Source organism: Streptomyces iconiensis (genome assembly GCF_028657195.3).
Classification (GTDB): Bacteria; Actinomycetota; Actinomycetes; order Streptomycetales; family Streptomycetaceae; genus Streptomyces; species Streptomyces iconiensis.
This window is the reverse complement of record NZ_JANCPR020000076.1, coordinates 1-21,678: the sequence shown is the minus strand read 5'-3', so window position 1 is coordinate 21,678 and position 21,678 is coordinate 1. Positions and strand designations below refer to the sequence as shown.

General features: G+C 68.3%; 21 protein-coding genes, 3 tRNA genes and 1 pseudogene. 7 read left to right on the top strand and 18 right to left on the bottom strand.

The window, feature by feature from the left end; genetic code table 11:
• Nucleotides 1–20: 20 nt before the first annotated feature.
• From rpoB to NMN56_RS40715, 9 genes are all read right to left on the bottom strand, one after another.
• Complete coding sequence (gene rpoB / locus NMN56_RS40755; RefSeq protein WP_274040344.1) at nt 21–3,503, bottom strand: DNA-directed RNA polymerase subunit beta; 3,483 nt, start codon at nt 3,501–3,503, stop codon at nt 21–23.
• 528 nt (nt 3,504–4,031) lie between these two features.
• The gene (gene rplL / locus NMN56_RS40750) at nt 4,032–4,421 is read right to left on the bottom strand and encodes a 50S ribosomal protein L7/L12 (protein ID WP_274040345.1); all 390 of its coding nucleotides are present in this window, start codon (nt 4,419–4,421) and stop codon (nt 4,032–4,034) included.
• An 84-nt stretch (nt 4,422–4,505) separates the two neighbouring features.
• Nucleotides 4,506–5,072, bottom strand: coding sequence for a 50S ribosomal protein L10 (gene rplJ, locus NMN56_RS40745; RefSeq protein WP_274040346.1), 567 nt, complete (start codon nt 5,070–5,072; stop codon nt 4,506–4,508).
• A gap of 302 nt (nt 5,073–5,374) precedes the next feature.
• Nucleotides 5,375–6,265: an SCO4651 family lipoprotein gene (locus tag NMN56_RS40740; RefSeq protein ID WP_488199820.1), complete on the bottom strand. Its 891-nt coding sequence runs from the start codon at nt 6,263–6,265 to the stop codon at nt 5,375–5,377.
• A 166-nt stretch (nt 6,266–6,431) separates the two neighbouring features.
• Nucleotides 6,432–7,154 (bottom strand): 50S ribosomal protein L1, encoded by a 723-nt coding sequence (gene rplA / locus NMN56_RS40735; RefSeq protein WP_274040348.1) that lies wholly within the window; start codon nt 7,152–7,154, stop codon nt 6,432–6,434.
• 92 nt (nt 7,155–7,246) lie between these two features.
• Nucleotides 7,247–7,681: a 50S ribosomal protein L11 gene (gene rplK / locus NMN56_RS40730; RefSeq protein WP_274040349.1), complete on the bottom strand. Its 435-nt coding sequence runs from the start codon at nt 7,679–7,681 to the stop codon at nt 7,247–7,249.
• Nucleotides 7,682–7,847: 166 nt separating this feature from the next.
• Entirely contained in the window at nt 7,848–8,825 is a 978-nt protein-coding gene (gene nusG / locus NMN56_RS40725) for a transcription termination/antitermination protein NusG (protein WP_274040350.1), read from the bottom strand.
• A gap of 75 nt (nt 8,826–8,900) precedes the next feature.
• Nucleotides 8,901–9,182 carry a preprotein translocase subunit SecE gene (secE, locus tag NMN56_RS40720; protein WP_274040351.1) on the bottom strand — a complete coding sequence of 94 codons (282 nt, stop codon included), beginning with the start codon at nt 9,180–9,182 and terminating at the stop codon, nt 8,901–8,903.
• A 126-nt stretch (nt 9,183–9,308) separates the two neighbouring features.
• Nucleotides 9,309–9,381, bottom strand: a tRNA-Trp gene (locus tag NMN56_RS40715).
• A gap of 179 nt (nt 9,382–9,560) precedes the next feature.
• On the opposite strand from NMN56_RS40715, the gene NMN56_RS40710 reads away from it, so the two are divergent.
• Together NMN56_RS40710 and NMN56_RS40705 are read left to right on the top strand one after the other, a co-directional pair.
• Nucleotides 9,561–10,823, top strand: a complete 1,263-nt coding sequence (locus NMN56_RS40710) for a pyridoxal phosphate-dependent aminotransferase (protein ID WP_274040352.1) — start codon at nt 9,561–9,563, stop codon at nt 10,821–10,823.
• A gap of 118 nt (nt 10,824–10,941) precedes the next feature.
• A complete protein-coding gene (locus NMN56_RS40705; RefSeq protein WP_274040353.1) occupies nt 10,942–11,997 on the top strand; it encodes an adenosine deaminase in 1,056 nt (351 codons plus the stop codon).
• Nucleotides 11,998–12,014: 17 nt separating this feature from the next.
• Here the strand turns inward: NMN56_RS40705 and NMN56_RS40700 are convergent, their stop codons facing one another.
• Nucleotides 12,015–12,656, bottom strand: a complete 642-nt coding sequence (locus tag NMN56_RS40700) for a TetR/AcrR family transcriptional regulator (RefSeq protein WP_274040354.1) — start codon at nt 12,654–12,656, stop codon at nt 12,015–12,017.
• Nucleotides 12,657–12,715: 59 nt separating this feature from the next.
• Here NMN56_RS40700 and NMN56_RS40695 point away from each other — a divergent pair, with 59 nt between their 5' ends.
• On the top strand, nt 12,716–13,351 hold the full coding sequence (locus NMN56_RS40695; RefSeq protein WP_274040355.1) for an NAD(P)-dependent oxidoreductase: 636 nt from the start codon (nt 12,716–12,718) through the stop codon (nt 13,349–13,351).
• A gap of 15 nt (nt 13,352–13,366) precedes the next feature.
• On the opposite strand, the gene NMN56_RS40690 is transcribed toward NMN56_RS40695, so the two are convergent.
• The 6 genes from NMN56_RS40690 to NMN56_RS40665 all read right to left on the bottom strand — a co-directional run bounded on the left by NMN56_RS40690 (nt 13,367) and on the right by NMN56_RS40665 (nt 15,917).
• Nucleotides 13,367–14,440, bottom strand: coding sequence for a UDP-N-acetylmuramate dehydrogenase (locus NMN56_RS40690; protein ID WP_274040356.1), 1,074 nt, complete (start codon nt 14,438–14,440; stop codon nt 13,367–13,369).
• A gap of 39 nt (nt 14,441–14,479) precedes the next feature.
• The gene (locus tag NMN56_RS40685) at nt 14,480–14,914 is read right to left on the bottom strand and encodes a MaoC family dehydratase (RefSeq protein ID WP_274040357.1); all 435 of its coding nucleotides are present in this window, start codon (nt 14,912–14,914) and stop codon (nt 14,480–14,482) included.
• A 5-nt stretch (nt 14,915–14,919) separates the two neighbouring features.
• Nucleotides 14,920–15,372: an FAS1-like dehydratase domain-containing protein gene (locus NMN56_RS40680; protein WP_274040358.1), complete on the bottom strand. Its 453-nt coding sequence runs from the start codon at nt 15,370–15,372 to the stop codon at nt 14,920–14,922.
• Nucleotides 15,373–15,471: 99 nt separating this feature from the next.
• Nucleotides 15,472–15,636: a 50S ribosomal protein L33 gene (rpmG, locus tag NMN56_RS40675; protein ID WP_274040359.1), complete on the bottom strand. Its 165-nt coding sequence runs from the start codon at nt 15,634–15,636 to the stop codon at nt 15,472–15,474.
• Between the two features lie 89 nt (nt 15,637–15,725).
• Nucleotides 15,726–15,798, bottom strand: a tRNA-Met gene (locus NMN56_RS40670).
• 46 nt (nt 15,799–15,844) lie between these two features.
• A tRNA-Thr gene (locus NMN56_RS40665) sits at nt 15,845–15,917 on the bottom strand.
• 193 nt (nt 15,918–16,110) lie between these two features.
• Between NMN56_RS40665 and NMN56_RS40660 the strand changes: the two genes are divergently transcribed.
• Nucleotides 16,111–17,493 (top strand): amidohydrolase family protein, encoded by a 1,383-nt coding sequence (locus NMN56_RS40660; RefSeq protein WP_274040360.1) that lies wholly within the window; start codon nt 16,111–16,113, stop codon nt 17,491–17,493.
• 162 nt (nt 17,494–17,655) lie between these two features.
• Nucleotides 17,656–18,327: an NAD(P)H-binding protein gene (locus NMN56_RS40655; protein WP_274040361.1), complete on the top strand. Its 672-nt coding sequence runs from the start codon at nt 17,656–17,658 to the stop codon at nt 18,325–18,327.
• 85 nt (nt 18,328–18,412) lie between these two features.
• Here NMN56_RS40655 and NMN56_RS40650 read toward each other — a convergent pair whose 3' ends face one another.
• A complete protein-coding gene (locus tag NMN56_RS40650) occupies nt 18,413–19,030 on the bottom strand; it encodes a hypothetical protein (protein WP_274040362.1) in 618 nt (205 codons plus the stop codon).
• 316 nt (nt 19,031–19,346) lie between these two features.
• Nucleotides 19,347–20,165 carry a class I SAM-dependent methyltransferase gene (locus NMN56_RS40645; protein ID WP_274040363.1) on the bottom strand — a complete coding sequence of 273 codons (819 nt, stop codon included), beginning with the start codon at nt 20,163–20,165 and terminating at the stop codon, nt 19,347–19,349.
• A gap of 60 nt (nt 20,166–20,225) precedes the next feature.
• Between NMN56_RS40645 and NMN56_RS40640 the strand changes: the two genes are divergently transcribed.
• Together NMN56_RS40640 and NMN56_RS40635 are read left to right on the top strand one after the other, a co-directional pair.
• A complete protein-coding gene (locus tag NMN56_RS40640; RefSeq protein WP_274040364.1) occupies nt 20,226–20,942 on the top strand; it encodes a GntR family transcriptional regulator in 717 nt (238 codons plus the stop codon).
• A gap of 552 nt (nt 20,943–21,494) precedes the next feature.
• Nucleotides 21,495–21,678, top strand: a pseudogene (locus tag NMN56_RS40635) (pRL2-23); the annotation flags it as partial.

The window sequence follows — 21,678 nt, the reverse complement described above, 5'->3', positions numbered from 1 at the left end:
GCGGGCCCCGACCGAACCCGTCAGACCTCTTCGACGCTGCTCGGCTCGCGCCTGGACAGGTCGATACCGAGCTCCTCCGCTGCGCGGAAGACGTCCTCGTCGGTGTCGCGCATCTCGATCGACATGCCGTCGGACGACAGCACCTCGACGTTGAGACAGAGCGACTGCATCTCCTTGATGAGCACCTTGAAGGACTCAGGGATGCCGGGCTCGGGGATGTTCTCGCCCTTGACGATGGCCTCGTACACCTTCACGCGGCCGGTGACGTCGTCGGACTTGATGGTGAGCAGCTCCTGGAGGGCGTAGGCGGCGCCGTACGCCTCAAGCGCCCACACCTCCATCTCGCCGAAGCGCTGGCCACCGAACTGGGCCTTACCACCCAGCGGCTGCTGGGTGATCATGGAGTACGGACCGGTCGAGCGAGCGTGCAGCTTGTCGTCGACCAGGTGGTGCAGCTTGAGGATGTACATGTACCCGACCGAGATCGGTTCCGGGAACGGCTCACCGGAGCGGCCGTCGAACATCCGCGCCTTGCCGGAGGGCAGGACCATGCGATCACCGTCGCGGTTGGGAACCGTGGCGTTGAACAGACCGGCGATCTCGTCCTCGCGCGCACCGTCGAAGACAGGCGTGGCGACGTTGGTACCGGGCTCAACCTGGTCGGCGCCGATCTCAGCCAGCCGCTGCTGCCACTCCTCGGTGCCCTCGACCTTCCAGCCCTGGGAGGCCAGCCAGCCGAGGTGGATCTCCAGTACCTGGCCCGGGTTCATCCGGGAGGGGACACCCAGCGGGTTGAGGATCACGTCGACCGGGGTGCCGTCCTCCATGAACGGCATGTCCTCGACCGGCAGGATCTTCGAGATGACGCCCTTGTTGCCGTGCCGGCCCGCGAGCTTGTCACCGTCGGTGATCTTGCGCTTCTGCGCGACGTAGACCCGCACGAGCTGGTTGACGCCCGGGGGAAGCTCGTCGCCTTCCTCGCGGTCGAAGACGCGGACGCCGATGACCTTGCCGGTCTCGCCGTGCGGCACCTTCAGCGAAGTGTCACGGACCTCGCGCGCCTTCTCACCGAAGATCGCGCGGAGCAGGCGCTCCTCGGGGGTCAGCTCGGTCTCGCCCTTGGGCGTGACCTTGCCGACGAGGATGTCGCCCGCCTCGACCTCGGCACCGATACGGATGATGCCGCGCTCGTCCAGGTCGGCGAGGACCTCTTCGGAGACGTTCGGGATGTCCCGGGTGATCTCCTCCGGGCCGAGCTTGGTGTCACGGGCGTCGACCTCGTGCTCCTCGATGTGGATCGAGGAGAGGACGTCGTCCTGCACCAGCCGCTGGCTGAGGATGATCGCGTCTTCGTAGTTGTAGCCCTCCCACGGCATGAACGCCACGAGCAGGTTCTTGCCGAGGGCCATCTCGCCCTCTTCGGTGGACGGGCCGTCGGCCAGCACCTGGTTCTCGACGACGCGGGCACCCTCGTCGACGAGCACCTTCTGGTTGAAGGAGGTGCCCTGATTGGAGCGGGTGAACTTGGCGACGCGGTAGGTCGTGTACGTGCCGTCGTCGTTGGCCACCGTGATGTAGTCCGCGGAGACCTCCTGGACGACACCGTCCTTCTCGGCCTTGATGACGTCACCGGCGTCGACCGCACAGCGGTATTCCATGCCGGTGCCGACCAGCGGCGACTCGCTCTTGATGAGCGGCACCGCCTGGCGCATCATGTTCGATCCCATGAGCGCGCGGTTGGCGTCGTCGTGCTCCAGGAACGGGATCATGGCGGTCGCCACCGACACCATCTGGCGCGGCGAGACGTCCATGTAGTCGACCTCGTGGCCGGGGATCAGGTCGACCTCGCCACCACGGCGGCGAACGAGCACCCGCTCCTCGGCGAAGAGCATCTCCTCGGTGAGCGGCGCGTTCGCCTGGGCGATGACGAAGCGGTCCTCCTCGTCAGCCGTGAGGTAGTGCACCTCATCGGTGACGGTGCCCTCGACGACCCGGCGGTACGGCGTCTCGACGAAGCCGAACGCGTTCAGGCGGCCGTACGAAGCGAGCGAGCCGATCAGACCGATGTTCGGCCCTTCCGGCGTCTCGATCGGGCACATGCGGCCGTAGTGCGAGGGGTGCACGTCACGGACTTCGAAGCCGGCCCGCTCACGGCTCAGACCACCCGGGCCGAGCGAGTTGAGACGGCGCTTGTGGGTGAGACCCGAGATCGGGTTCGTCTGGTCCATGAACTGCGACAGCTGGCTGGTGCCGAAGAACTCCTTGATGGAGGCGACGACCGGCCGGATGTTGATCAGGGTCTGCGGCGTGATCGCCTCGACGTCCTGAGTGGTCATGCGCTCACGCACGACGCGCTCCATACGGGCGAGACCCGTACGGACCTGGTTCTGGATCAGCTCGCCCACGTTACGCAGACGACGGTTGCCGAAGTGGTCGATGTCGTCGGTCTCGATGACGATCGTGTCGCCCTCGGCCGACTGCGACTCGGTCTCCCCCGCGTGCAGCTTCACCAGGTACTTGATCGTGGCGATGATGTCCGCGGTGGTCAGCACGCCGGAGTTCAGCGGCTCTTCGCCACCGAGCTTCTTGTTGATCTTGTGCCGGCCGACCTTGGCCAGGTCGTAGCGCTTCGGGTTGAAGTAGAGGTTCTCGAGCAGCGTCTGCGCGGCCTCACGTGTCGGGGGCTCGCCCGGACGCAGCTTGCGGTAGATGTCGAGCAGCGCGTCGTCCTGCCCCTGGGTGTGGTCCTTCTCCAGGGTGGCGCGCATGGACTCGTACTGGCCGAACTCCTCAAGGATCTGCTCGGTCGTCCAGCCGAGGGCCTTGAGCAGAACGGTGACCGACTGCTTGCGCTTGCGGTCGATGCGCACACCGACCATGTCGCGCTTGTCGACCTCCATCTCCAGCCAGGCACCGCGGGACGGAATGATCTTGGCGGAGTAGATGTCCTTGTCGGACGTCTTGTCGATGGAGCTGTCGAAGTAGGCACCCGGCGAGCGGACGAGCTGCGTGACGACGACACGTTCGGTGCCGTTGATCACGAAGGTGCCCTTGTCGGTCATGAGCGGGAAATCGCCCATGAAGACAGTCTGCGACTTGATCTCGCCGGTCTCGTTGTTGGTGAACTCTGCGGTGACGAAGAGCGGAGCGGCGTAGGTGAAGTCACGCTCCTTGCACTCGTAGATCGAGTTCTTCGGCGGCTCGAAGCGGTGGTCGCGGAAGGTCAGCGACATCGATCCCGAGAAGTCCTCGATCGGAGAGATCTCCTCGAAGATCTCCTCCAGACCGGACTTGGTGGGGACGTCCTGTCCACTGTCCAGAGCGGCCTCGACGCGACCCTTCCAGGCGTCATTGCCGAGCAGCCAGTCAAAGCTCTCGGTCTGGAGCGCGAGAAGGTTCGGAACCTCGAGGGGCTCCTTGATCTTCGCAAAAGAGATACGCAGCGGGGCAGTGCTGGCGCCGTTGTTCGAATTGGCAGTCGAGGCAGTGCGCGAGGCGGCCAAGAGGGGGTCCTTCCGAGGGCTCGGACTCTCTACACGCATACCGGTGCCCCTGGTGACGGGCAGGGGGCAGCTAAAAGGCAGCGCAAAGGGTCAGTGTAGCCACAAGGCACACTGATGTCCAGACCGGATTTCAGGAAACCGGCTCACGCCCCGGTCTCCACCTCCTGCGGTTGTTCTTCTGCTTCCGTCACCGTCCCGACGGCCTCGATACGCCGGGGCGGACACTCCCGTGCCGCAGCACTTCTCGCTTGCCGCAACACTTCCCGCTTCGTCTTCGATCCATGCCTCGGATCCAGGATCGATGTGACGACGCGTCCCGAGAATTGCGCGCTGCGTGCCGTTCGTCAAGGCCCCCAGTGGCAACGAAGATCACCATACCCGCCGCCGCGTCCGGACGGCGCAAGCGTCACAGGGACGCCGAAGGGCGACCACCCGTGTGGGTGATCGCCCTTCGCTGCTTGTCCCACCCGTGCGGGGGTGGAAGCGGCACCGCGCATGACGCACGGCGCGAGACTCAGAGAGTCAGATTCACTTGACCTCGACCGAGGCGCCGGCGCCCTCAAGGGCCTCCTTGGCCTTCTCGGCGGCGTCCTTGGAGACCTTCTCGACGACCGCCTTCGGGGTGCCGTCCACGAGCTCCTTGGCCTCCTTCAGACCCAGCGAGGTCAGCTCACGCACGACCTTGATGACCTGGATCTTCTTGTCGCCGGCGCCGGTGAGCACGACGTCGAACTCGTCCTGCTCCTCCTCGGCCTCGGCCTGGGCGCCCGGGGCACCCGGGGCCGCGACAACGGCGGCGGCCGGCGCGGCGGCCTCGACGTCGAACTTCTCCTCGAACTTCTTCACGAAGTCCGAGAGCTCGATGAGGGTCATTTCCTCGAACTGCGCGAGCAGGTCTTCCTGGCTGAGCTTCGCCATGGCGGCGGTCCTTCCTCTAAATCGGCTGGTGCCGGATCAATAATTCGGCGGGCTTACGGGCCCGCTGCGACCGAGTGGGGCTGACTACTCGGCCTCGGCGGGAGCCGGAGTATCGGCACCGCCCTGCTCCTCGACCTTGCTGCGAAGGGCGTCCGCAGTGCGGACGAACTTCGTGAGCGGGGCCTCGAAGGTCGCCGCGGCCTTGGCCATGGTCGCCTTGATGTCACCGGCCAGCTTGGAGAGCAGCACCTCGCGGGACTCGACGTCCGCGAGCTTCTTGAGGTCGTCGGCGCCGTACAGCGCACCGTCGACGATGCCGCCCTTGATCGTGAGGGCGGGGTTGTCCTTGGCGAAGTCACGGAGACCCTTCGCCGCCATGACCGGGTCACCGGTCACAAAGGCGACGGCCGACGAGCCCTCGAAAAACTCGTCGAGCTCACTGATCCCGGCCTCATTGGCCGCGATCTTGGTCAGCGTGTTCTTCACCACACGGTACTGAGCGTTCTCACCGAGCGAACGGCGCAGCTCCTTGAGCTGTGCCACGGAGAGTCCGGTGTACGCGGTGACCACAGCTGCGCTGGAGTTACGGAACCTGTCCGTAATCTCAGCGACCGCTTCGATCTTGTCCGGCGCGACCTGATCCCTCGCCATGAGCCTCGGCCTCCTTCCGGGTGATGAGGACCGCTCGGAAGGGGCTCGGAAATACGAAACGCCCCAGCGCAGGCGCATGGGGCGTGACTACACCGAAGTGCAGACAGCACTACGGGAGTTCTTCCTCAATCACCTACGCGGGTCGCCCGTTCCTCACGGATCCTTCGGTCACCGAGCGCTATGCGTGCGCACGGCGACGACCAGCGGTCTTTGGCTTCTCGTTGAGACTACGCGAACGGCCCCGTGAGCGGCAAATCCGCCCAAGGGGCCGTACGCACAAGGCCGGAGCCGAAGCAGGAGGGTCAGCTGGGACCGGCGCCCGCCATGGCCTCCTCGAAGCTCATGGTCTGCCCGGCGGGCGGAGCCGTCACATCGACCTTGGTGCCGTAGTCGGAGTAGAAGACGGTGTTGTCGAAGCCGCCGTTGCTGGACTTGGCCGCCTCGCGCTTCTTGACCAGCAGATCGTCCTCACCGATCCACAGGTCGATCTTCTCCTTCTCCAGTCCCTGCTGCTTGAACTGCTGCTCCAGGGCCTTCTTGTCCGACTCCTTGAGGTCCTTGGACTGCATCTTGACCAGCTCGGAGAGCTTGAGCGTGCCGGTGTAGTGCGTCGCCTTCTGGCCGCGTACCGTCTCGCTGCCCACCGACTTCACCTTGCCGCTCGCCAGCAGGAGCTGTACGGAACGCGCGGGATTGTTGTTCTGGAGCTGGTCCTTGAGCATGGCGCCCGAGGCGCCGCCCTTCTCGGCCATGGCGTCGTAGCCGTACTTGAGCCACTGCTTGCCCTTCACGGGCGTGGCCATCTTCATGTACATCGCGTCCGAGAGGTACCGGGCCTGTGTGGCCTGGCCGCCGCCGGCGCCCTGTGCGCCGGCGCCGTCCATGGTGATCTCGGCGTTGCCCTGGATGCCCTGCGAGGACCAGTCGAAGGAGCCCTTCATCTTGGACTCGATGGACTTGCCCTGCACGGTCTGCTTCTGAACGCCGTCAGCCTTGGCCGACTGCTGCTTCTCTGTGTTCGTGGAAGCCTTCTGGAGCGCCGCCATGGCCCCCTGGGCCAGCGAGCCGCCTTCCTTCTTGCCGCCGCCGCTTCCGGCCTTGTCTCCGTCGCTGCCGCCGTCGCTGCCGCAGGCTGTGAGACCCGCCATAAGCGCGATTCCGGCCGCAGCAGCGGCTATCTGAGTCTTCCGCACGGGATTGACCCCCCGATTCATGAGCTGTGCTCGTCCATACCGTTATGAGCAGCACCCTACGTAACGGCAGGGACGCGTGGTGCGGCGGGAGGGTTCCGGATACGGCGAAGGCCGGTGCCCCGCCCTCGGAAGAGGGTGGGACACCGGCCTTCGGAACCGGTACGGATCAGACCGCCGCCGGGTCCTCCTCGGTGAGGAGGTTGCGGGTGCGGTTCCCGTCGACCGGGACGCCGGGGCCCATCGTGGTGGTGAAGGTGGCCTTCCTGATGTAACGCCCCTTCGCCGCCGACGGCTTCAGCCGGTTGATCTCCTCAAGGGCAGCGGCGTAGTTCTCGACGAGCTGAGTCTCGTCGAAGGACGCCTTGCCGATGATGAAGTGGAGGTTCGCGTGCTTGTCGACGCGGAACTCGATCTTGCCGCCCTTGATCTCGGTGACGGCCTTGGTGACATCCGGGGTGACGGTGCCGGTCTTCGGGTTCGGCATCAGACCACGCGGACCGAGCACGCGGCCGAGGCGGCCGACCTTGCCCATGAGGTCCGGGGTGGCGACGACGGCGTCGAAGTCGAGACGGCCGCCGGCCACCTCCTCGATCAGTTCGTCGGAGCCGACGATGTCGGCGCCTGCGGCTTCCGCAGCCGCAGCACGGTCGCCGGTCGCGAAGACCAGGACCCGGGCGGTCTTACCGGTGCCGTGCGGGAGGTTGACGGTGCCGCGGACCATCTGGTCGGCCTTGCGCGGGTCGACGCCCAGGCGCATGGCGACCTCGACGGTCGCGTCGAACTTCTTCGTGGACGTGTCCTTGGCGAGGCGGACGGCCTCAAGAGGCGCGTACAGACGCGTCTTGTCGATCTTCGCGTCCGCGTCGCGGAGAGTCTTGCTGCGCTTCACTGCTGCTCCTGACGTTATGGAGTCGTGGTGTACGGGCCAGCGCGTGGCCCTTCCACGGCGATTCGGGACGGGGCCGGACTACCGGCTACCGGTCAGCCCTCGACGGTGACACCCATGGAACGGGCGGTACCGGCGATGATCTTCTCGGCGGCGTCCATGTTGTTGGCGTTGAGGTCGGGCATCTTCGTGGTGGCGATCTCACGCACCTGGTCGCGGGTGATCTTCGCGACCTTGTTGGTGTGCGGAACGCCAGAGCCCTTCTCAATGCCTGCGGCCTTGAGAATCATCTTGGAGGCCGGCGGCGTCTTGGTGATGAAGGTGAAGGAACGGTCCTCGTAGACCGTGATCTCCACCGGGATCACCCAGCCACGCTGCGACTCGGTCGCGGCGTTGTACGCCTTGCAGAACTCCATGATGTTGACGCCGTGCTGGCCCAGCGCAGGGCCGACCGGCGGGGCCGGGTTCGCGGCGCCGGCCTGAATCTGGAGCTTGATCAGCCCCGCGACCTTCTTCTTCTTGGGAGGCATGCTCTCTCCGGGTCCTAGTGAGAGGTGAGTCGTCCTCCGCCCTACACCCGGGCGGAGGCATACCGCACAACGATAGCCCTAACTGTCGTGCGGCTTGAAACCGAGCAGGTCAGGAGGGCTGAAAGCGCCTTCCTGACCTGTCCGGAAGCTGGGTTGTGCGAAGAACTCAGTTCTTCTGGATCTGGTCGAAGCTGAGCTCGACCGGGGTCTCGCGGCCGAAGATCTCGACCAGGCCCTTGACCTTCTTCGAGTCGGCGTTGATCTCGTTGATCGTCGCCTGGAGGGTCGCGAAGGGGCCGTCGGTGACGGTGACCGAGTCGCCGACCTCGAAGTCGAGCACCTGGACCTCGACCTTGCGGCCGGGGCCGCCGGCGGGCTTGCCCTCTTCGTCGGCCGCAGCGGCCTTGGCCGCCTTCTCCTCCGCCTCAGGGGCGAGCATCTTGACGATCTCGTCGAGGGTCAGCGGGTACGGGTCGTAGGCGTTGCCGACGAAGCCGGTGACGCCCGGGGTGTTGCGGACAACGCCCCAGGACTCGTTGGTCAGGTCCATCCGCACGAGCACGTAGCCGGGAAGCTTGTTCTGGCGGACGGTGCGGCGGTCGCCGTTCTTGATCTGGACGACCTCTTCCTGCGGCACCTCGGCCTGGAAGATGAAGTCCTCGACGTTCAGCGAGACGGCGCGCTGCTCAAGGTTGGTCTTCACGCGGTTCTCGTAACCCGCGTAGGTGTGAATGACGTACCACTCGCCGGGGAGGAAACGGAGCTCCTCACGGAGCTGGGCGACGGGGTCGGCCTGCTCCTGCTCCTCCTCGACATCGGCCTCGGGCTCAGCGGCGGCCTCCGAGGTCTCGGCCGCCTCGTCGGCGGCCTCGGACTCGTCGGCTGCGTCGGCCTCTTCGGCCGTGCCGGGCTCGGCTACGGCCTCGGACTCGTCGGCATCGGTCCCCGCGGCCTCTTCGGCGTCGGCCTCGGTGGGCCCGCCGTCGGCGTCGGGAGCCTCCGCTGTGTCAGCGGCGGTCTCGGGCACGAGGGTCTCGGCAGCTTCCGCGCGGTCGACGCTGCTGTCCGCTGCCTCGACGATGTCGCGCGCCGTGTCGTCACCCTCTGCGGGCTCGACGGCATCGTTCAGGTTCGGCTCAGACACGGTGGCTGCTTCTTCCTGGCTTCAAGGGGTCGAACACGCGGAAAGCGCCGCACGGCGCGGTCCCGCGGTAAGGGGTCAGCCGAAGACGTACTTCATTACTTCGGTCAACCCATAGTCAATCACGAACACCAGGGCAATGATGATGATCACGAAGACGATCACCACGCCTGTGTACGTCGAAAGCTGCTGCCGCGTGGGCCAGACGACCTTGCGGAGCTCCGCGACGATCTGGCGGTAGAAGAGTGCGAGCCGGGCCATTGGCCCCTTCTTCGCCCGCTTTCCGCCCTTACGAGGCTTCTTGCCCTCGGACGACCCTCCGGGTTCGGGGACCTCGGTGGTGTCCGTGATCTCCGTCACTCGTCCTCACCTGATCCGGGTCGTGTGCCCTGCGGCGTCCGGCCCGGCCGCACGGCGGTGCAATTCGGTGTATGACAACTAGTTGCAGTACGTAAGCAAGCACACACCCTGGTGACGTGTGTGTAGCAGGGCCGGAGGGACTTGAACCCCCAACCGCTGGTTTTGGAGACCAGTGCTCTACCAATTGAGCTACGACCCTTTGTGTTTCCCCCAACCTACCGCATCCACACGGCTGCATGGAGTGCGCGCTTGTGATGACGGTTGAGGGCCAACGACGTGTGAGTGTACGTGCTCAGTGCGCGGGCGTCGAACAGGAAGCGGCGCCGGAGTGCGCAAACCCGTGTGCCCCCGCTTTCCCGGGTCTGGGAACATGCGTGTATGACCGCTGCGACTCCCCCTGCACAGTCCCCCTCAGAGCGGCGCCTGTCGGCCCGCATCAGCGCGATCTCCGAGTCCGCCACGCTGGCCGTCGACGCCAAGGCGAAGGCGCTCAAGGCCGCCGGACGGCCCGTGATCGGATTCGGCGCCGGGGAACCTGACTTCCCGACGCCCGACTACATCGTCGACGCGGCAGTCGCCGCGGCCCGCGAACCCAAGAACCACAGGTACACCCCCGCGGGCGGACTCCCCGAACTGAAGTCCGCCATCGCCGCGAAGACGCTGCGCGACTCCGGGTACGAGGTAGAGGCTTCCCAGGTGCTCGTCACCAACGGCGGGAAGCAGGCCATCTACCAGGCGTTCGCCACGCTGCTCGACCCGGGCGACGAGGTCATCGTGCCGGCGCCCTACTGGACGACGTACCCGGAGTCCATCCAGCTCGCCGGCGGTGTGCCGGTGCCGGTCGTGGCGGACGAGACGACCGGGTACCGGCTGTCCGTCGAGCAGTTGGAGGCCGCGCGCACCGAGCGGACGAAGGTGCTGCTGTTCGTCTCGCCGTCCAACCCGACCGGCGCCGTCTACCCGCGTGAGCAGGTCGAGGAGATCGGCCGCTGGGCCGCGGGGCACGGGCTGTGGGTGCTGACGGACGAGATCTACGAGCACCTGGTGTACGGGGAAGCCGCAGCGCGCGCCGAAGCCGACGGCCGCAGCGCGTCGTTGCCGATGGTCGTGCCCGAGCTGCGCGACAAGTGCGTGATCGTCAACGGCGTGGCCAAGACGTACGCCATGACGGGTTGGCGGGTGGGCTGGATCATCGGCCCGCAGGACGTGGTCAAGGCGGCGACGAACCTCCAGTCGCACGCGACCTCCAACGTCAGCAACGTCTCGCAGGCAGCCGCGCTGGCCGCCGTCTCCGGTGGCCTGGAGGCCGTCGCGACGATGCGGGAAGCCTTCGACAGGCGGCGGCGCACGATCGTGCGGATGCTCAACGAGATCGACGGTGTGTTCTGCCCGGAGCCCGAGGGCGCCTTCTACGCGTACCCGTCGGTCAAGGAGCTGCTCGGCAAGGACATCCGGGGCAAGCGGCCCGCGACGAGTGTCGAGTTGGCAGCGGTGATCCTGGAAGAGGTCGAGGTCGCCGTCGTACCGGGTGAGGCGTTCGGCACTCCGGGCTATCTGCGGCTCTCCTACGCGCTGGGCGACGAGGACCTGGTCGAGGGTGTCTCGCGGATTCAGAAGCTGCTGGCGGAAGCGCGCGACTGAGCGCGCGCTGACCAACGGTTCACGGCTGGTGCCCGGGGTTGCCCGGGCACCAGCCGTTTCTGCTGACGCGTTCGGGCAAGTCCCCGTTCAGGGAACCCGCTACCCGTAGGACCATCGCATGCGGCAGGATCTTGGGATGTTGCACTCTTCCGGAGGGCGGGACCCCCGTACGCTGCCGAAAGCCCATCTGCACCTGCACTTCACGGGGTCGATGCGTCCTGGCACGCTGCTCGAACTCGCCGACAAGTACGGCGTGCACCTGCCCGAGGCGCTGAGCGGGGGCGAGCCTCCGAAGCTGCGCGCGACGGACGAGCGCGGGTGGTTCAGGTTCCAGCGGCTGTACGACATCGCGCGGTCCTGCCTGCGCGCCCCGGAGGACATCCAGCGACTGGTGCGCGAGGCCGCCGAGGAGGACGTACGGGACGGCTCGCGCTGGCTGGAGATCCAGGTCGACCCCACCTCGTACGCGCCGCTGCTCGGAGGGCTCTCACCGGCGCTGGAGATCATTCTGGACGCCGTGGAAAGCGCCTCGCGGGACACTGGGCTCGGGATGCGGGTCGTGGTCGCGGCGAACCGGATGAAGCACCCGCTGGACGCCCGTACGCTCGCGCGGCTCGCCGTGCGCTACAAGGACAGGGGCATCGTCGGCTTCGGGCTCTCCAACGACGAACGGCGCGGCTTCGCACGGGACTTCGACCGGGCCTTCGCCATCGCCAGGGACGGCGGGCTGCTGGCAGCGCCGCACGGAGGCGAGCTGTCGGGGCCGAGCAGCGTACGGGACTGCATGGACGATCTGCGCGCCACACGTGTGGGACACGGGGTGCGGGCGGCCGAGGACCCGTGGCTGCTGGCGCGGCTGGCGGAGCGTGGGGTGACCTGCGAGGTGTGCCCGGCCTCCAATGTCGCGCTGGGGGTCTACGAGAAGGCCGAGGACATCCCCTTGCGCGCGCTGTGGGAGGCCGGTGTGCCGATGGCGCTCGGCGCCGACGACCCACTGCTGTTCGGCTCGCGGCTGGCCGCGCAGTACACGCTGGTCAGGGAGGCGCACGGGTTCTCGGACGAGGAACTGGCGGAGCTGGCACGGCAGTCGGTGCGCGGCGCCTCGATGCCGGAGGGCGTACGGGCGGGCGTGCTCGCGGACATCGACGCCTGGCTGGCGGCCGTTCCCGGCTAGCGAGGCCGGCCGACTAGCTAGGCCGGCCCTGCGGCAGGGCCCTGTGCCTCGTTGAGTCCCTGCATCAGCGTGCGGACGAGTTGCGTGACGAACTCGTCCAACGGCTGCTCGGGGCGCTCGCCCTCGGCGAAGTCGTAGAGGAAGGCGCGCTGGGAGCACGCACCCAGGAGGAGCGCGGCGGCGGCGTCGGGGTCGGCGTCAGCGCGGATGGTGCCGCGCTCGCGCTCGCTGCGCAGATAGGCGGCGAGCGCCTTCAGGGGCACGCGCGGCCCGGCGCCCAGCTCGCGCACGCCTTCGAAGTGCCGCCGCTTGAGGCTGGGTTCCGCGTACAGGGAGGCGGCGATCGGGACGCTCTGCTCGTAGAAGAGCGCGGCGTGCTCGGCGACGGCGGTGAGGTTGCGCTCGACCCCCTGGTCGCCCGCGTCCTTGCTCAGCTCGTCCAGAAGCGGGTTGAGGCGGGGCAGCCGCTCGCGCAGTACGTGGATGAAGATCTCTTCCTTGCCCGTGAAGTGCTTGTAGAGCGCGGCCTCGGAGCAGCCCGCCTCGCGGGCGATCACTTTGGTGGTGGTGCGGGCGAGGCCCTTCGTGCGCAACAGGTGTTCGGCGGCGTCGATGATGCGCTCACGGGTGGGCCGGCGCGTTGACTTCGGGGTGGGCATACACTCACTCTAGAGGTGAGTGAACACTCACCCACCCTTTCGGGGAAGGGAACGGTCTCATGCGGATCACGGTCTTCGGCGCCACAGGCGGCACAGGACAACAGCTCGTACGGCAGGCACTGGACGCGGGGCACAAGGTCACGGCCGTCGTGCGGAATCCCGACCGGCTGCCCGTGCGGCACGAACGGCTGGAGGTGGCGACGGCGGAGGTGACGGACTCCGAGGCGCTGCGCCCTGCTGTCGCGGGCAGCGAGATCGCGCTGTCGGCGCTCGGAGCGCCCAACAACAAGAGCGCGGGGATCGCCTCGAAGGGAACGCGCGCCATCCTGCGCGCACTTGAGGCGGAGGGCGTGCACCGGTACCTCGCGGTGAGCGCCGTACCGGTCGGCCCCGACCCGGAGGGCGAGGGCCTGTTCTACCGGACGGTCCTGTCACCGCTGGTGCGGCGCGTCTTCAAGGACGTGTACGCCGACCTGACCGTCATGGAGCAGGTCATCAGTGACAGTTCCCTGGACTGGACGATCGTGAGGCCGCCGCAGCTGACCGACGGGCCGCTGTCCGGAGGGTGGGAACGGCGGTACGGCGGCGGCGTACCGCGCCGTCACAAGATCTCCCGCGCCGATGTCGCCGAGGCGATGCTGGTCATGGCGGGGGAAGCGGAAACGGTCAAGCAGGTGGTGTGCGTCGCGGGTTGAGCCGCGGTTGGCGGCTCAGAGCGCGCAGCCGACCGTCACGGGCTCGTTGGTGAGCCGGACACCGAAGGCCGCGTGCACCCCGTCGCGCACCTCGCGGGCCAGTGTCAGAAGGTCGGCCGTGGAGGCCGCGCCCCGGTTGGTGAGGGCCAGCGTGTGCTTGGTGGAGATACGGGCCTGGCCCTGGCCGTAGCCCTTGGTGAAGCCCGCCTTGTCGATGAGCCAGGCAGCCGAGGTCTTGGTGCCGCCCTCGCCCGCGGGGAAGGCGGGCGGGGTCACCTCGGCACCGAGGCGCTCGCGCACCCGTGCGGTGAAGGCGGCGAACTCCGCCTCGCCCAGTACGGGGTTGGTGAAGAAGGACCCGGCCGACCACGTGTCGTGGTCCTCGGGGTCGAGGACCATGCCCTTGCCCGCCCGCAGCTTGAGCACGGTCTCGCGCGCCGTGGCGGCGGGCACCCGCTCGCCGGGCTCCACTCCCAGGACGCGTGCGGTCTCGGCGTACTTCAGTGGCGCCGACAGCCCGCCCGCGTCCTCCAGTTCGAAGCGGACCCGCAGCACCACATGGCGCGAGGGGTCGGCCTTGAAGCGGCTGTGCCGGTAGGAGAAGCCGCATTCGGCGTTGGAGAGGGTGACGATCTCCCGCGTCTGCCGGTCGTAGGCCACGACCTCGGTGAGCGTGCTGGCGATCTCCTGGCCGTACGCGCCGACGTTCTGGATCGGCGTCGCACCGGCCGAGCCGGGGATACCGGCCAGGCATTCGATGCCGGCGAGCCCGGCCCCGACCGTACGGGCCACGGCCTCCGACCAGTTCTCGCCCGCTGCGAGTTCCAGCCGGTTGCCCGAGAGGGTGAAGCCGGTGGTCGCGATGCGCAGGGCGGTGCCCTCGAACCCCTCGTCGGCGATCACGAGGTTGCTGCCGCCCGCGATGATCAGGAGCGGGGTGCCGCTGTCATCGGCCTCGCGTACGGCGCTGATCACCTCGTCGTCGGTTGCCGCGGTCACCAGCCGGGTGGCGGGCCCACCGAGACGCAGCGTCGTCAGCGGGGCGAGGGGCACGAGAGGGGCCGAGGGGGCGTCATGGAGTTCCTGCACGCGCTCAAGAGTACGAGAGAGCGGGCGGGGAACCGGGACTCAGGCCAGCCTGACCACGGCGCGGGACATGCTGAGCACCTTCTGACCGGCGCTGGTGACCGTCAGATCGACCTGCACGGTGCGGGCCTCGTCGTCCAGCTTGGCCCCGACCTTGGCCGCCACCTCGATGACGGCGCCCTCGCCGTCGTCGGGAACGACGACGGGCTTGGTGAAGCGCACCCCGTACTCCACGAGGGAGCCGGGATCGCCCGCCCAGTCGGTGACCACCCTGACCGCCTCGGCCATCGTGAACATGCCGTGCGCGATCACGTCGGGGAGGCCGACGTCCTTGGCGAAGCGCTCGTTCCAGTGGATCGGGTTGAAGTCCCCGGAGGCACCGGCGTACCGCACGAGCCGTTCACGGTCCACGGGGAAGGCCCGCGTGGGCAGTTCGGTGCCGGCCTCGACATCGGTGTAGGCGACCTTCGCTGTCATCCTTGTCACGCTCCTTCCGCCGCGCGCGCCACCAGGGTGGTGTGCACGATCACCACGAGGTCGCCGTCGGCGTCGTGCACTTCGCCGCGCACTCCTACGACCTCGTTGCCGGCCAGGGACTTGATCGAGTCGATGGTGGAGGTGACCGAAAGCAGGTCGCCGGCGCGCACGGGGCGCACATAGGTGAACTTCTGGTCCCTGTGCACCACTCGGTCGTAGTCCAGGCCCAGCTTCGGGTCCTGGACGACCTGCTCCGCCTCCTGGAAGGTGATCGTGAAGACGAAGGTCGGCGGCGCGATCACCTCCGCGTGGCCCAGTGCCTTCGCGGCCTCGGGATCGGTGTAGGCGGGGTTGGTGTCACCGATCGCGGCGGCGAACTCCCGGATCTTCTCCCTTCCGACCTCGAAAGGGCGGGTGGGCGGATACGTCCGCCCGACGAAGGACTGGTCGAGCGCCATCGACGGCACCTCCTGCGGATCCTGTGGCGAAGAGAGGGGTACGGAAACACGTCGAGGCCGACCCCGGCAGGCGGGGACGGCCTCGAACCATGAGACAGATCAGCGCGTCTCGCGGTGCACAGTGTGCCTGTTGTCGCGCGGACAGAACTTGCTCATCTCAAGCCTGTCCGGGTTGTTGCGCCGATTCTTCTTGGTGATGTAGTTCCGCTCCTTGCACTCCACGCAGGCCAGCGTGATCTTTGGGCGGACGTCTGTGGCAGCCACGTGAGTGCTCCTTGACGAACGGACGGGTTTAACGCAGGAATAGTAGCCGATCGGAGGACCGACCCCACAACCGGCTACTGTCGGTGAAGTAGCGGTGACCGGACTTGAACCGGTGACACAGCGATTATGAGCCGCTTGCTCTACCGACTGAGCTACACCGCCACGATGTGGCGATCCCCGCCCAGCGACGGAAGATCTCTCACATCAGAGCCCCAAAACGGAATCGAACCGTTGACCTTCTCCTTACCATGGAGACGCTCTGCCGACTGAGCTATTGGGGCGAGCGATGAAGACATTACACGCCTGGCCGCCAAACGTGAAATCCGTATCGGCACTGCCCGCGCCCGCTCGGTGATCCCCTGTGACCTCGGCCTCGACGAGCCCGGGCACCACAGAAGTACGACTATTCTCCTCCTCCCCGCCGCCGCTCACCAGGGCCCCTACGCTCGTCCCCACACGCGACGTGGGAGCCAGATGAGCGACAGCGAGCCGCAGGAACCGAGGAATTCCGGGCAGCCCTTTCAGCCCTTTCGCCGGGTCGGCCCTTCCCGCGACAACACCGCTCCCCCGCACTCGCTCGTTCTGTGCGGGGCACGGCTCGCGGACGGCCGCACCGTCGACGTCAGGCTCGTCGCCGACCGCATCGAGGCCGTCGGCACAGCCGGCAGTCTCGGCGCCGGGCAGCACGGCGGGACCCGCGTCGATCTGTCCGGCTATCTGCTCCTCCCCGCGCCCGCCGAACCGCACGCGCACTACGACACCGCGCTGACCGCCGACGCCGACCCCGCTGCCGCGTGCGCGCGCGGGGGCGCCGACCGCCCGGGAGCTGCCGCGCACCCGGGAGGCGCTGCCCGCGGGCCCGGCTCCCCTGCCGCGTCCGACGACACCCAGCGGCGTACGACGGAGGCCGCGCTGCTCCAGCTCGGACAGGGCGCCACCGCGCTGCGCACGCATGTGCGGGTCGGGGACGTGGTGGGGCTGCGGGCGCTGGAGGCCGTGCTCCAGGCCCGCAGGTCGCTGCGCGGGCTCGTGGAACTGTCCACCGTCGCCGTGCCCCGGCTGCTGACCGGCGCCGCGGGCGCCGAGGGGCTCGCGATGCTGCGGGACGCGGTCAAGATGGGCGCGGGCGCCGTCGGTGGCTGCCCCGACCTGGACCCGGATCCCGGCGGCTATGTGGAGGCCGTACTGGATGTCGCCGCCGAACACGGGTGCGCCGTCGACCTGCACACCGACGGCGACGACCCCGCGCGGCTCACACGGCTGGCGGCTGCGGCCGGCGGGTTCAGGCCCGCCGTCTCGATCGGCCCGTGCGGTGGGCTCGCGCGGCTGCCGCACCAGGTCGCGCTGCGTACGGCCGACCAGCTCGCCGCCGCCGGCGTCACCGTCGTGTGCCTGCCGCAGGGCAACTGCCGTGTGCTGGAGCGGCCTTCACCCGCGGCGCCCTCGCGTACCGCTCCCGTACGGGTGCTCGCCGCCGCGGGAGTCTCGGTCGCGGCGGGCAGCGGAGCGCTGCGTGACGCGTCCAACCCGGTCGGCAGGGGCGACCCGTTGGAGTCCGCCTACCTGCTCGCCTCCCACGGCGAGGCCGGTGTCCAGGGTGCCTATGACGCGGTCAGCGTCCGGGCGCGTGCCGCGATGGGGCTGCCGGAGGTACGCGTCGAGGCGGGCTTCCCCGCCGAGTTGCTCGCGGTACGCGGCACCGGGCTCGCCGGGGCGCTCTCCCTCGCGTACAGCCGGATCGTCATCCACAGGGGCCGGCTGGTGGCACGTACCAGTGCGGTACGGGAGTTCTGCGATCCGACGACCACCTCCACGCCCTCCTCCGAGCTGGGAGTGCCCCGCCAGTCGCAGGGTTAGGTGTGTTGTTCGGGGAGGTTGGTGACGCGGGACGGGGCTTCGGGCGCGGTGCCGTGGGGTGGCGTGCGTGGTGCGTGTGGTGCGCGTGTGGTGGTGGAGGAGAGCGCGGGTGCCCGCACCACCGGCGCGCTCGTGGGCCCTGTGGGGCGTACGGTCAGGGGTATGCGCACAGTTATCGCTGGTGGACGAGGTCAGATCGCGCAGCGGCTGGAGCGGTTGCTCGCCGGGCGCGGGGACGAGGTGGCGGGCATCGTGCGCCGCCCCGAACAGGCGAGCACGCTGCTCGCGGCAGGCGCCGAGCCCGTTGTGTGCGACCTGGAGTCGGCGACGGTCGACGAGGTCGCACGGCACCTGGAGGCGGCCGACGCGGCGGTCTTCGCCGCGGGCGCCGGACCGGGCAGCGGCAGCGATCGCAAGCAGTCGGTCGACCGCGACGCCGCCGTGCTGTTCGCCGACGCCGCCGAGCAGGCCGGGGTACGGCGCTTCGTGGTCATCTCCTCCATGGCGGCCGACTCCTCACTGGAGGGCACGCCCGAGGGCATGGACCCCGTCTTCGCCGACTACCTCCGCGCCAAGGGCGCCGCCGATGACGCCGTGCGGGAGCGGGACGGGCTCGACTGGACGATCCTGCGCCCCGGCCGGCTGACGGACGGCACCGGCACGGGCCGGGTACGGCTCGCTGAGCGGACAGGACGCGACGAGGTGACCCGCGACGATGTGGCCGCCGTGCTGGTCGCGCTGCTGGACGAACCCCGTACGGCCGGACTGACCCTCGAACTCGTGGGCGGCGAGACGCCCATCCCCGACGCGATCAGCGCGGTACGCACGGACTGACCGCTGACCGCTGACCGCTGACCGCTGACCGCTGACCGCTACGGGCTATTGCATACGATGCCCGCGCCTGTGGGCGGGTGGTGGCTCAGGCCGTGGAGAAGACGAGACGGGATGCGGCGGCGTCGATGCGGGGCGGGGCGATGCTGGTGAGCGAGAGCAGTTCGGCGGGGCCTGAGAAGCCGCCGACGCGTTCGCGTACCGCGGTGACGTCGGCGGCCTCGGCCTCCGTCCAGCCCAGCTCGCGCACCAGGATCTGTGCGGATACGCCATTGATGTCGAGCAGGCCGCCGTCGTCGTAGGAGCCGCGCAGGTCGGGGCGGCCGATGCCCAGCTCCCGGGCGACTTGGGGCTCTCTCTCCAGCAGGCGGCGTGCCCTGTCCCGCCGCTCGGCGCGGGCGCGCTCCGTTTCCCGCGCGTGGTCGCTGCCGTGCTGGCGCAGCAGCGGCCCGTGGCTGCTCACCAGGGCCGTGTGCGTCGTACAGACCGCGACGAGGGCGACGAGGAGACCGGTGGCCACTGTCCCGGTGCTGGAACGGTCGAGAAGGACGAGCGCGGTCACGGTCCATGCGGCGTAGCCCGCCGCCGTGGCCGCGTCGGCGGTCCTGCGGTGCACGGTGGCCCGGACGGCGAAGGGGAGCCAGCCGAGGGTGCCGGCGGAGAGGAGCGGGACCAGGGCCCAGAGAATGCCGAGGGGCCGTCGCACGGGGACGCCATCGCCCGGCGCCGTCACGGCGGGGAGCCTTTCTCAGGCGGCCCGGCGGTGCTTTTCCGGCGCGGCACCGGGGCGCCGTCCGGGCACGGGCAAGAGAAATGGCCCTCCATCGCTGTGATGCGATGGAGGGCCATCTTTCTCCTCTGTGGCGGCGCTAGGATTCGAACCTAGGAAGGCTAAGCCGGCAGATTTACAGTCTTCGCTGTGCGTCTGTCTTCACCTGGAGTCTAACCACCTGCACGCGTCGTTGCCCCACGCTAGCCCCACACGGCCCCTCGCCGGACGGCTGGCCCTCTTCTCCACTCGGTTACGACTCGCCGCCTGGAACTGTCCCAACCGCAAGGAAGTGCGAGCTGGCCGCGAGGAGTTCGGGGTAAGGCTCAGCCAGACGGGCGGCCGTCAGCACGGATGCGAACAGGTCGTCTGTCGGCCCCGGCCCCGGCTGCTGCTCTGCTGTCTTGAGGAGCGACCACGCCGGCCCCTCGACGCCGAAGACAGCAACGTCACGCAGGCCCACGGTCCGCATCTCCTCAGCAAGCTCCTCCGCCCGGTGGAAGTAGGCGAGCGTGAAGCCGCGACTTCCGTCGTAGACAGCCGTGCGGAGGATGGAGGAGATCGAAGCCTGCATGCGCTCGGTGTGGAGATGCGCATAGCTGACGTGCTCGAAAATGGACGAATACCGGTTGATGGCAGCGGCAGCTACGAGGCCCCCCGGCTTCGCCACACGTCGCGCTTCGCTCAGCGCGGCGTGCCTGTCGGCTGGGTCCGGCAGGTGGTACAGCGGTCCGAGCAACTGCACCACGTCGTAGGTTCCATCCGTAGCGGTGAGGTGACGGGCATCCCCGAGTCGGGCGTCACAGAACTTCGCCGCCTGTTCGACATGCCGCGCCACCGGGTCAATCAGCTCCACCTCGTACCCGTCATCGGCTAGCCACTCGGCATGGATGCCAGTCCCACCGCCGACATCCAAGACGCGGGCCGGGAGCTCCGGCAAGAACCGCCGCATCAGTTCCTGCGTGCGAAGCAGCTCAAGGCGTCCGTCTGCCGACGTACGCAGGCGGTCGCCCTCATCAACCGTCTGCGAGTAGAACCGCTCGATCTCGGGCGCCAGCTCTGGTTTCGACATAGCCGCAGTATCCTGTGTACCGGTGGACCAGTCCACCCCCAACCCACTGATAGGGGAGCCATGGCGCTGCTGAAGTACGAGGAAATCGCGGAGTCCCTGCGTTCTCGGATCGCGGCAGGGGAGTTCGCGCCCGGCGAGACGATCCCCTCCGGGCGAGACCTGGCCGAACAGTGGTCTGTGTCGCGCGCCACCGTCATCAAGGCCGTGGACACCCTCCGGAACGACGGCGTGGTCGTAGCCCGGCAGGGAACAGGGTTCGTCGTCTCGGAAACCCCGGTCGCCAGGCCGGCGGGAGGCCGCCGGGCAGGGTCAGCACGCGTGACCGGCGGCATGCCGTTCCTTCGCGTAGGCACTCCTGACTGGGTAGCGCCGCCCGCCCACGTAGCAACAAGTCTCGGCATGGACGCTGACACGGAGGCGCTGCGGCGAGTTCGCGTGCTGCAACAGCCGGACGGCAGTCCGCACAGCTACGTACAGGCATGGTTTCCGCCCGACGTTGCGGAACACTCGCCGCGCCTGGCGCAGACGGCGCCGATCGCTGAGGGGACCACGCGCTACGTGCGTCGGCAAACTGGCCGATTCCCCGCCGAAGGTGTGGACGTGACCACGGTGCGCCTGGCCACGGAGGAGGAGCGTCAGCACCTCGCGCTGACGGATACGACCGCCGTGGCCGTAGTGCTCCACACCGCCTACGACCAAGAAGGCCGCCCGCTGGTCTGCGAGGAAGGCGTCACACCGGGCGCCCTGCATGAGCACGTGGAGACCTACTCGATGTAGGCGCTAACCCGAATGAGGAGGCTGGACCGGTCCACCGGTTCAGCTTTTTTATTTGGCAATTAATGCTTCCACCTCGGCATTTCAATCACTCACGGTCTCGTGTTGGACACGCAGTGGTTGACTGGACCGGTCCACCGGTCCAGTCTATTCACAAGGCACCACCCGGCGGGCTCCTTCTTCGGAGGGCGTCAGACCGCAGTTCGTCGGAGTGGCTGTTCGTTGACAACTCAACAGAGACCTGAATCGGCGGGGTGAGAGTCCCTGCCTCCGTGACGACCGGGTGATGTTCGTCGGGCGACCTTCTGCCGCACTGGCTCTGACCACGCCCCCTACCAGGGGTGTTATCCCGTGCGCGCCGCCCCTGCTGTCGCGTCAGAGCAGTGATGATGACGCGCTCCGAGGCCGGGCCCAGTGCCGCGGCTTCACCGAATCCGACCTTTCCGCAGTGCCTCGTGTGCTGCGGCGGCTGCCTCTCCCGCTCGTCCGGCCTGGCCGTACGAGCGGGGTCGCAGGGAGCCGGAATCTTCCCTTCTTCCTGAGAGGACACCTGCTATGTGGACCAGTCTTGTAGCTGTCATAGGCACCCTGGCCGGCGCGCTTGTCTCCGGCCTCCTCCAGCACCGCGTCGCCCGTACCGACCGCAGTGACGCACGGGCCGAACAGCTTCGCCGGGACCGGATGGACGCGGTCACCGCACTTGCCCGCTCCGTCTCCGACCACCGCCGCGCGATGTGGC

Coding starts and splice junctions, on each gene's coding strand:
- rplL (WP_274040345.1), bottom strand. CDS start 4,421: ATGGCGAAGCTCAGCCAGGAAGACCTGCTCGCGCAGTTCGAGGAAATG.
- rplJ (WP_274040346.1), bottom strand. CDS start 5,072: ATGGCGAGGGATCAGGTCGCGCCGGACAAGATCGAAGCGGTCGCTGAG.
- rplK (WP_274040349.1), bottom strand. CDS start 7,681: ATGCCTCCCAAGAAGAAGAAGGTCGCGGGGCTGATCAAGCTCCAGATT.
- NMN56_RS40710 (WP_274040352.1), top strand. CDS start 9,561: ATGACCGCTGCGACTCCCCCTGCACAGTCCCCCTCAGAGCGGCGCCTG.
- NMN56_RS40705 (WP_274040353.1), top strand. CDS start 10,942: ATGCGGCAGGATCTTGGGATGTTGCACTCTTCCGGAGGGCGGGACCCC.
- NMN56_RS40700 (WP_274040354.1), bottom strand. CDS start 12,656: ATGCCCACCCCGAAGTCAACGCGCCGGCCCACCCGTGAGCGCATCATC.
- NMN56_RS40695 (WP_274040355.1), top strand. CDS start 12,716: ATGCGGATCACGGTCTTCGGCGCCACAGGCGGCACAGGACAACAGCTC.
- NMN56_RS40685 (WP_274040357.1), bottom strand. CDS start 14,914: ATGACAGCGAAGGTCGCCTACACCGATGTCGAGGCCGGCACCGAACTG.
- NMN56_RS40680 (WP_274040358.1), bottom strand. CDS start 15,372: ATGGCGCTCGACCAGTCCTTCGTCGGGCGGACGTATCCGCCCACCCGC.
- NMN56_RS40660 (WP_274040360.1), top strand. CDS start 16,111: ATGAGCGACAGCGAGCCGCAGGAACCGAGGAATTCCGGGCAGCCCTTT.
- NMN56_RS40655 (WP_274040361.1), top strand. CDS start 17,656: ATGCGCACAGTTATCGCTGGTGGACGAGGTCAGATCGCGCAGCGGCTG.
- NMN56_RS40645 (WP_274040363.1), bottom strand. CDS start 20,165: ATGTCGAAACCAGAGCTGGCGCCCGAGATCGAGCGGTTCTACTCGCAG.
- NMN56_RS40640 (WP_274040364.1), top strand. CDS start 20,226: ATGGCGCTGCTGAAGTACGAGGAAATCGCGGAGTCCCTGCGTTCTCGG.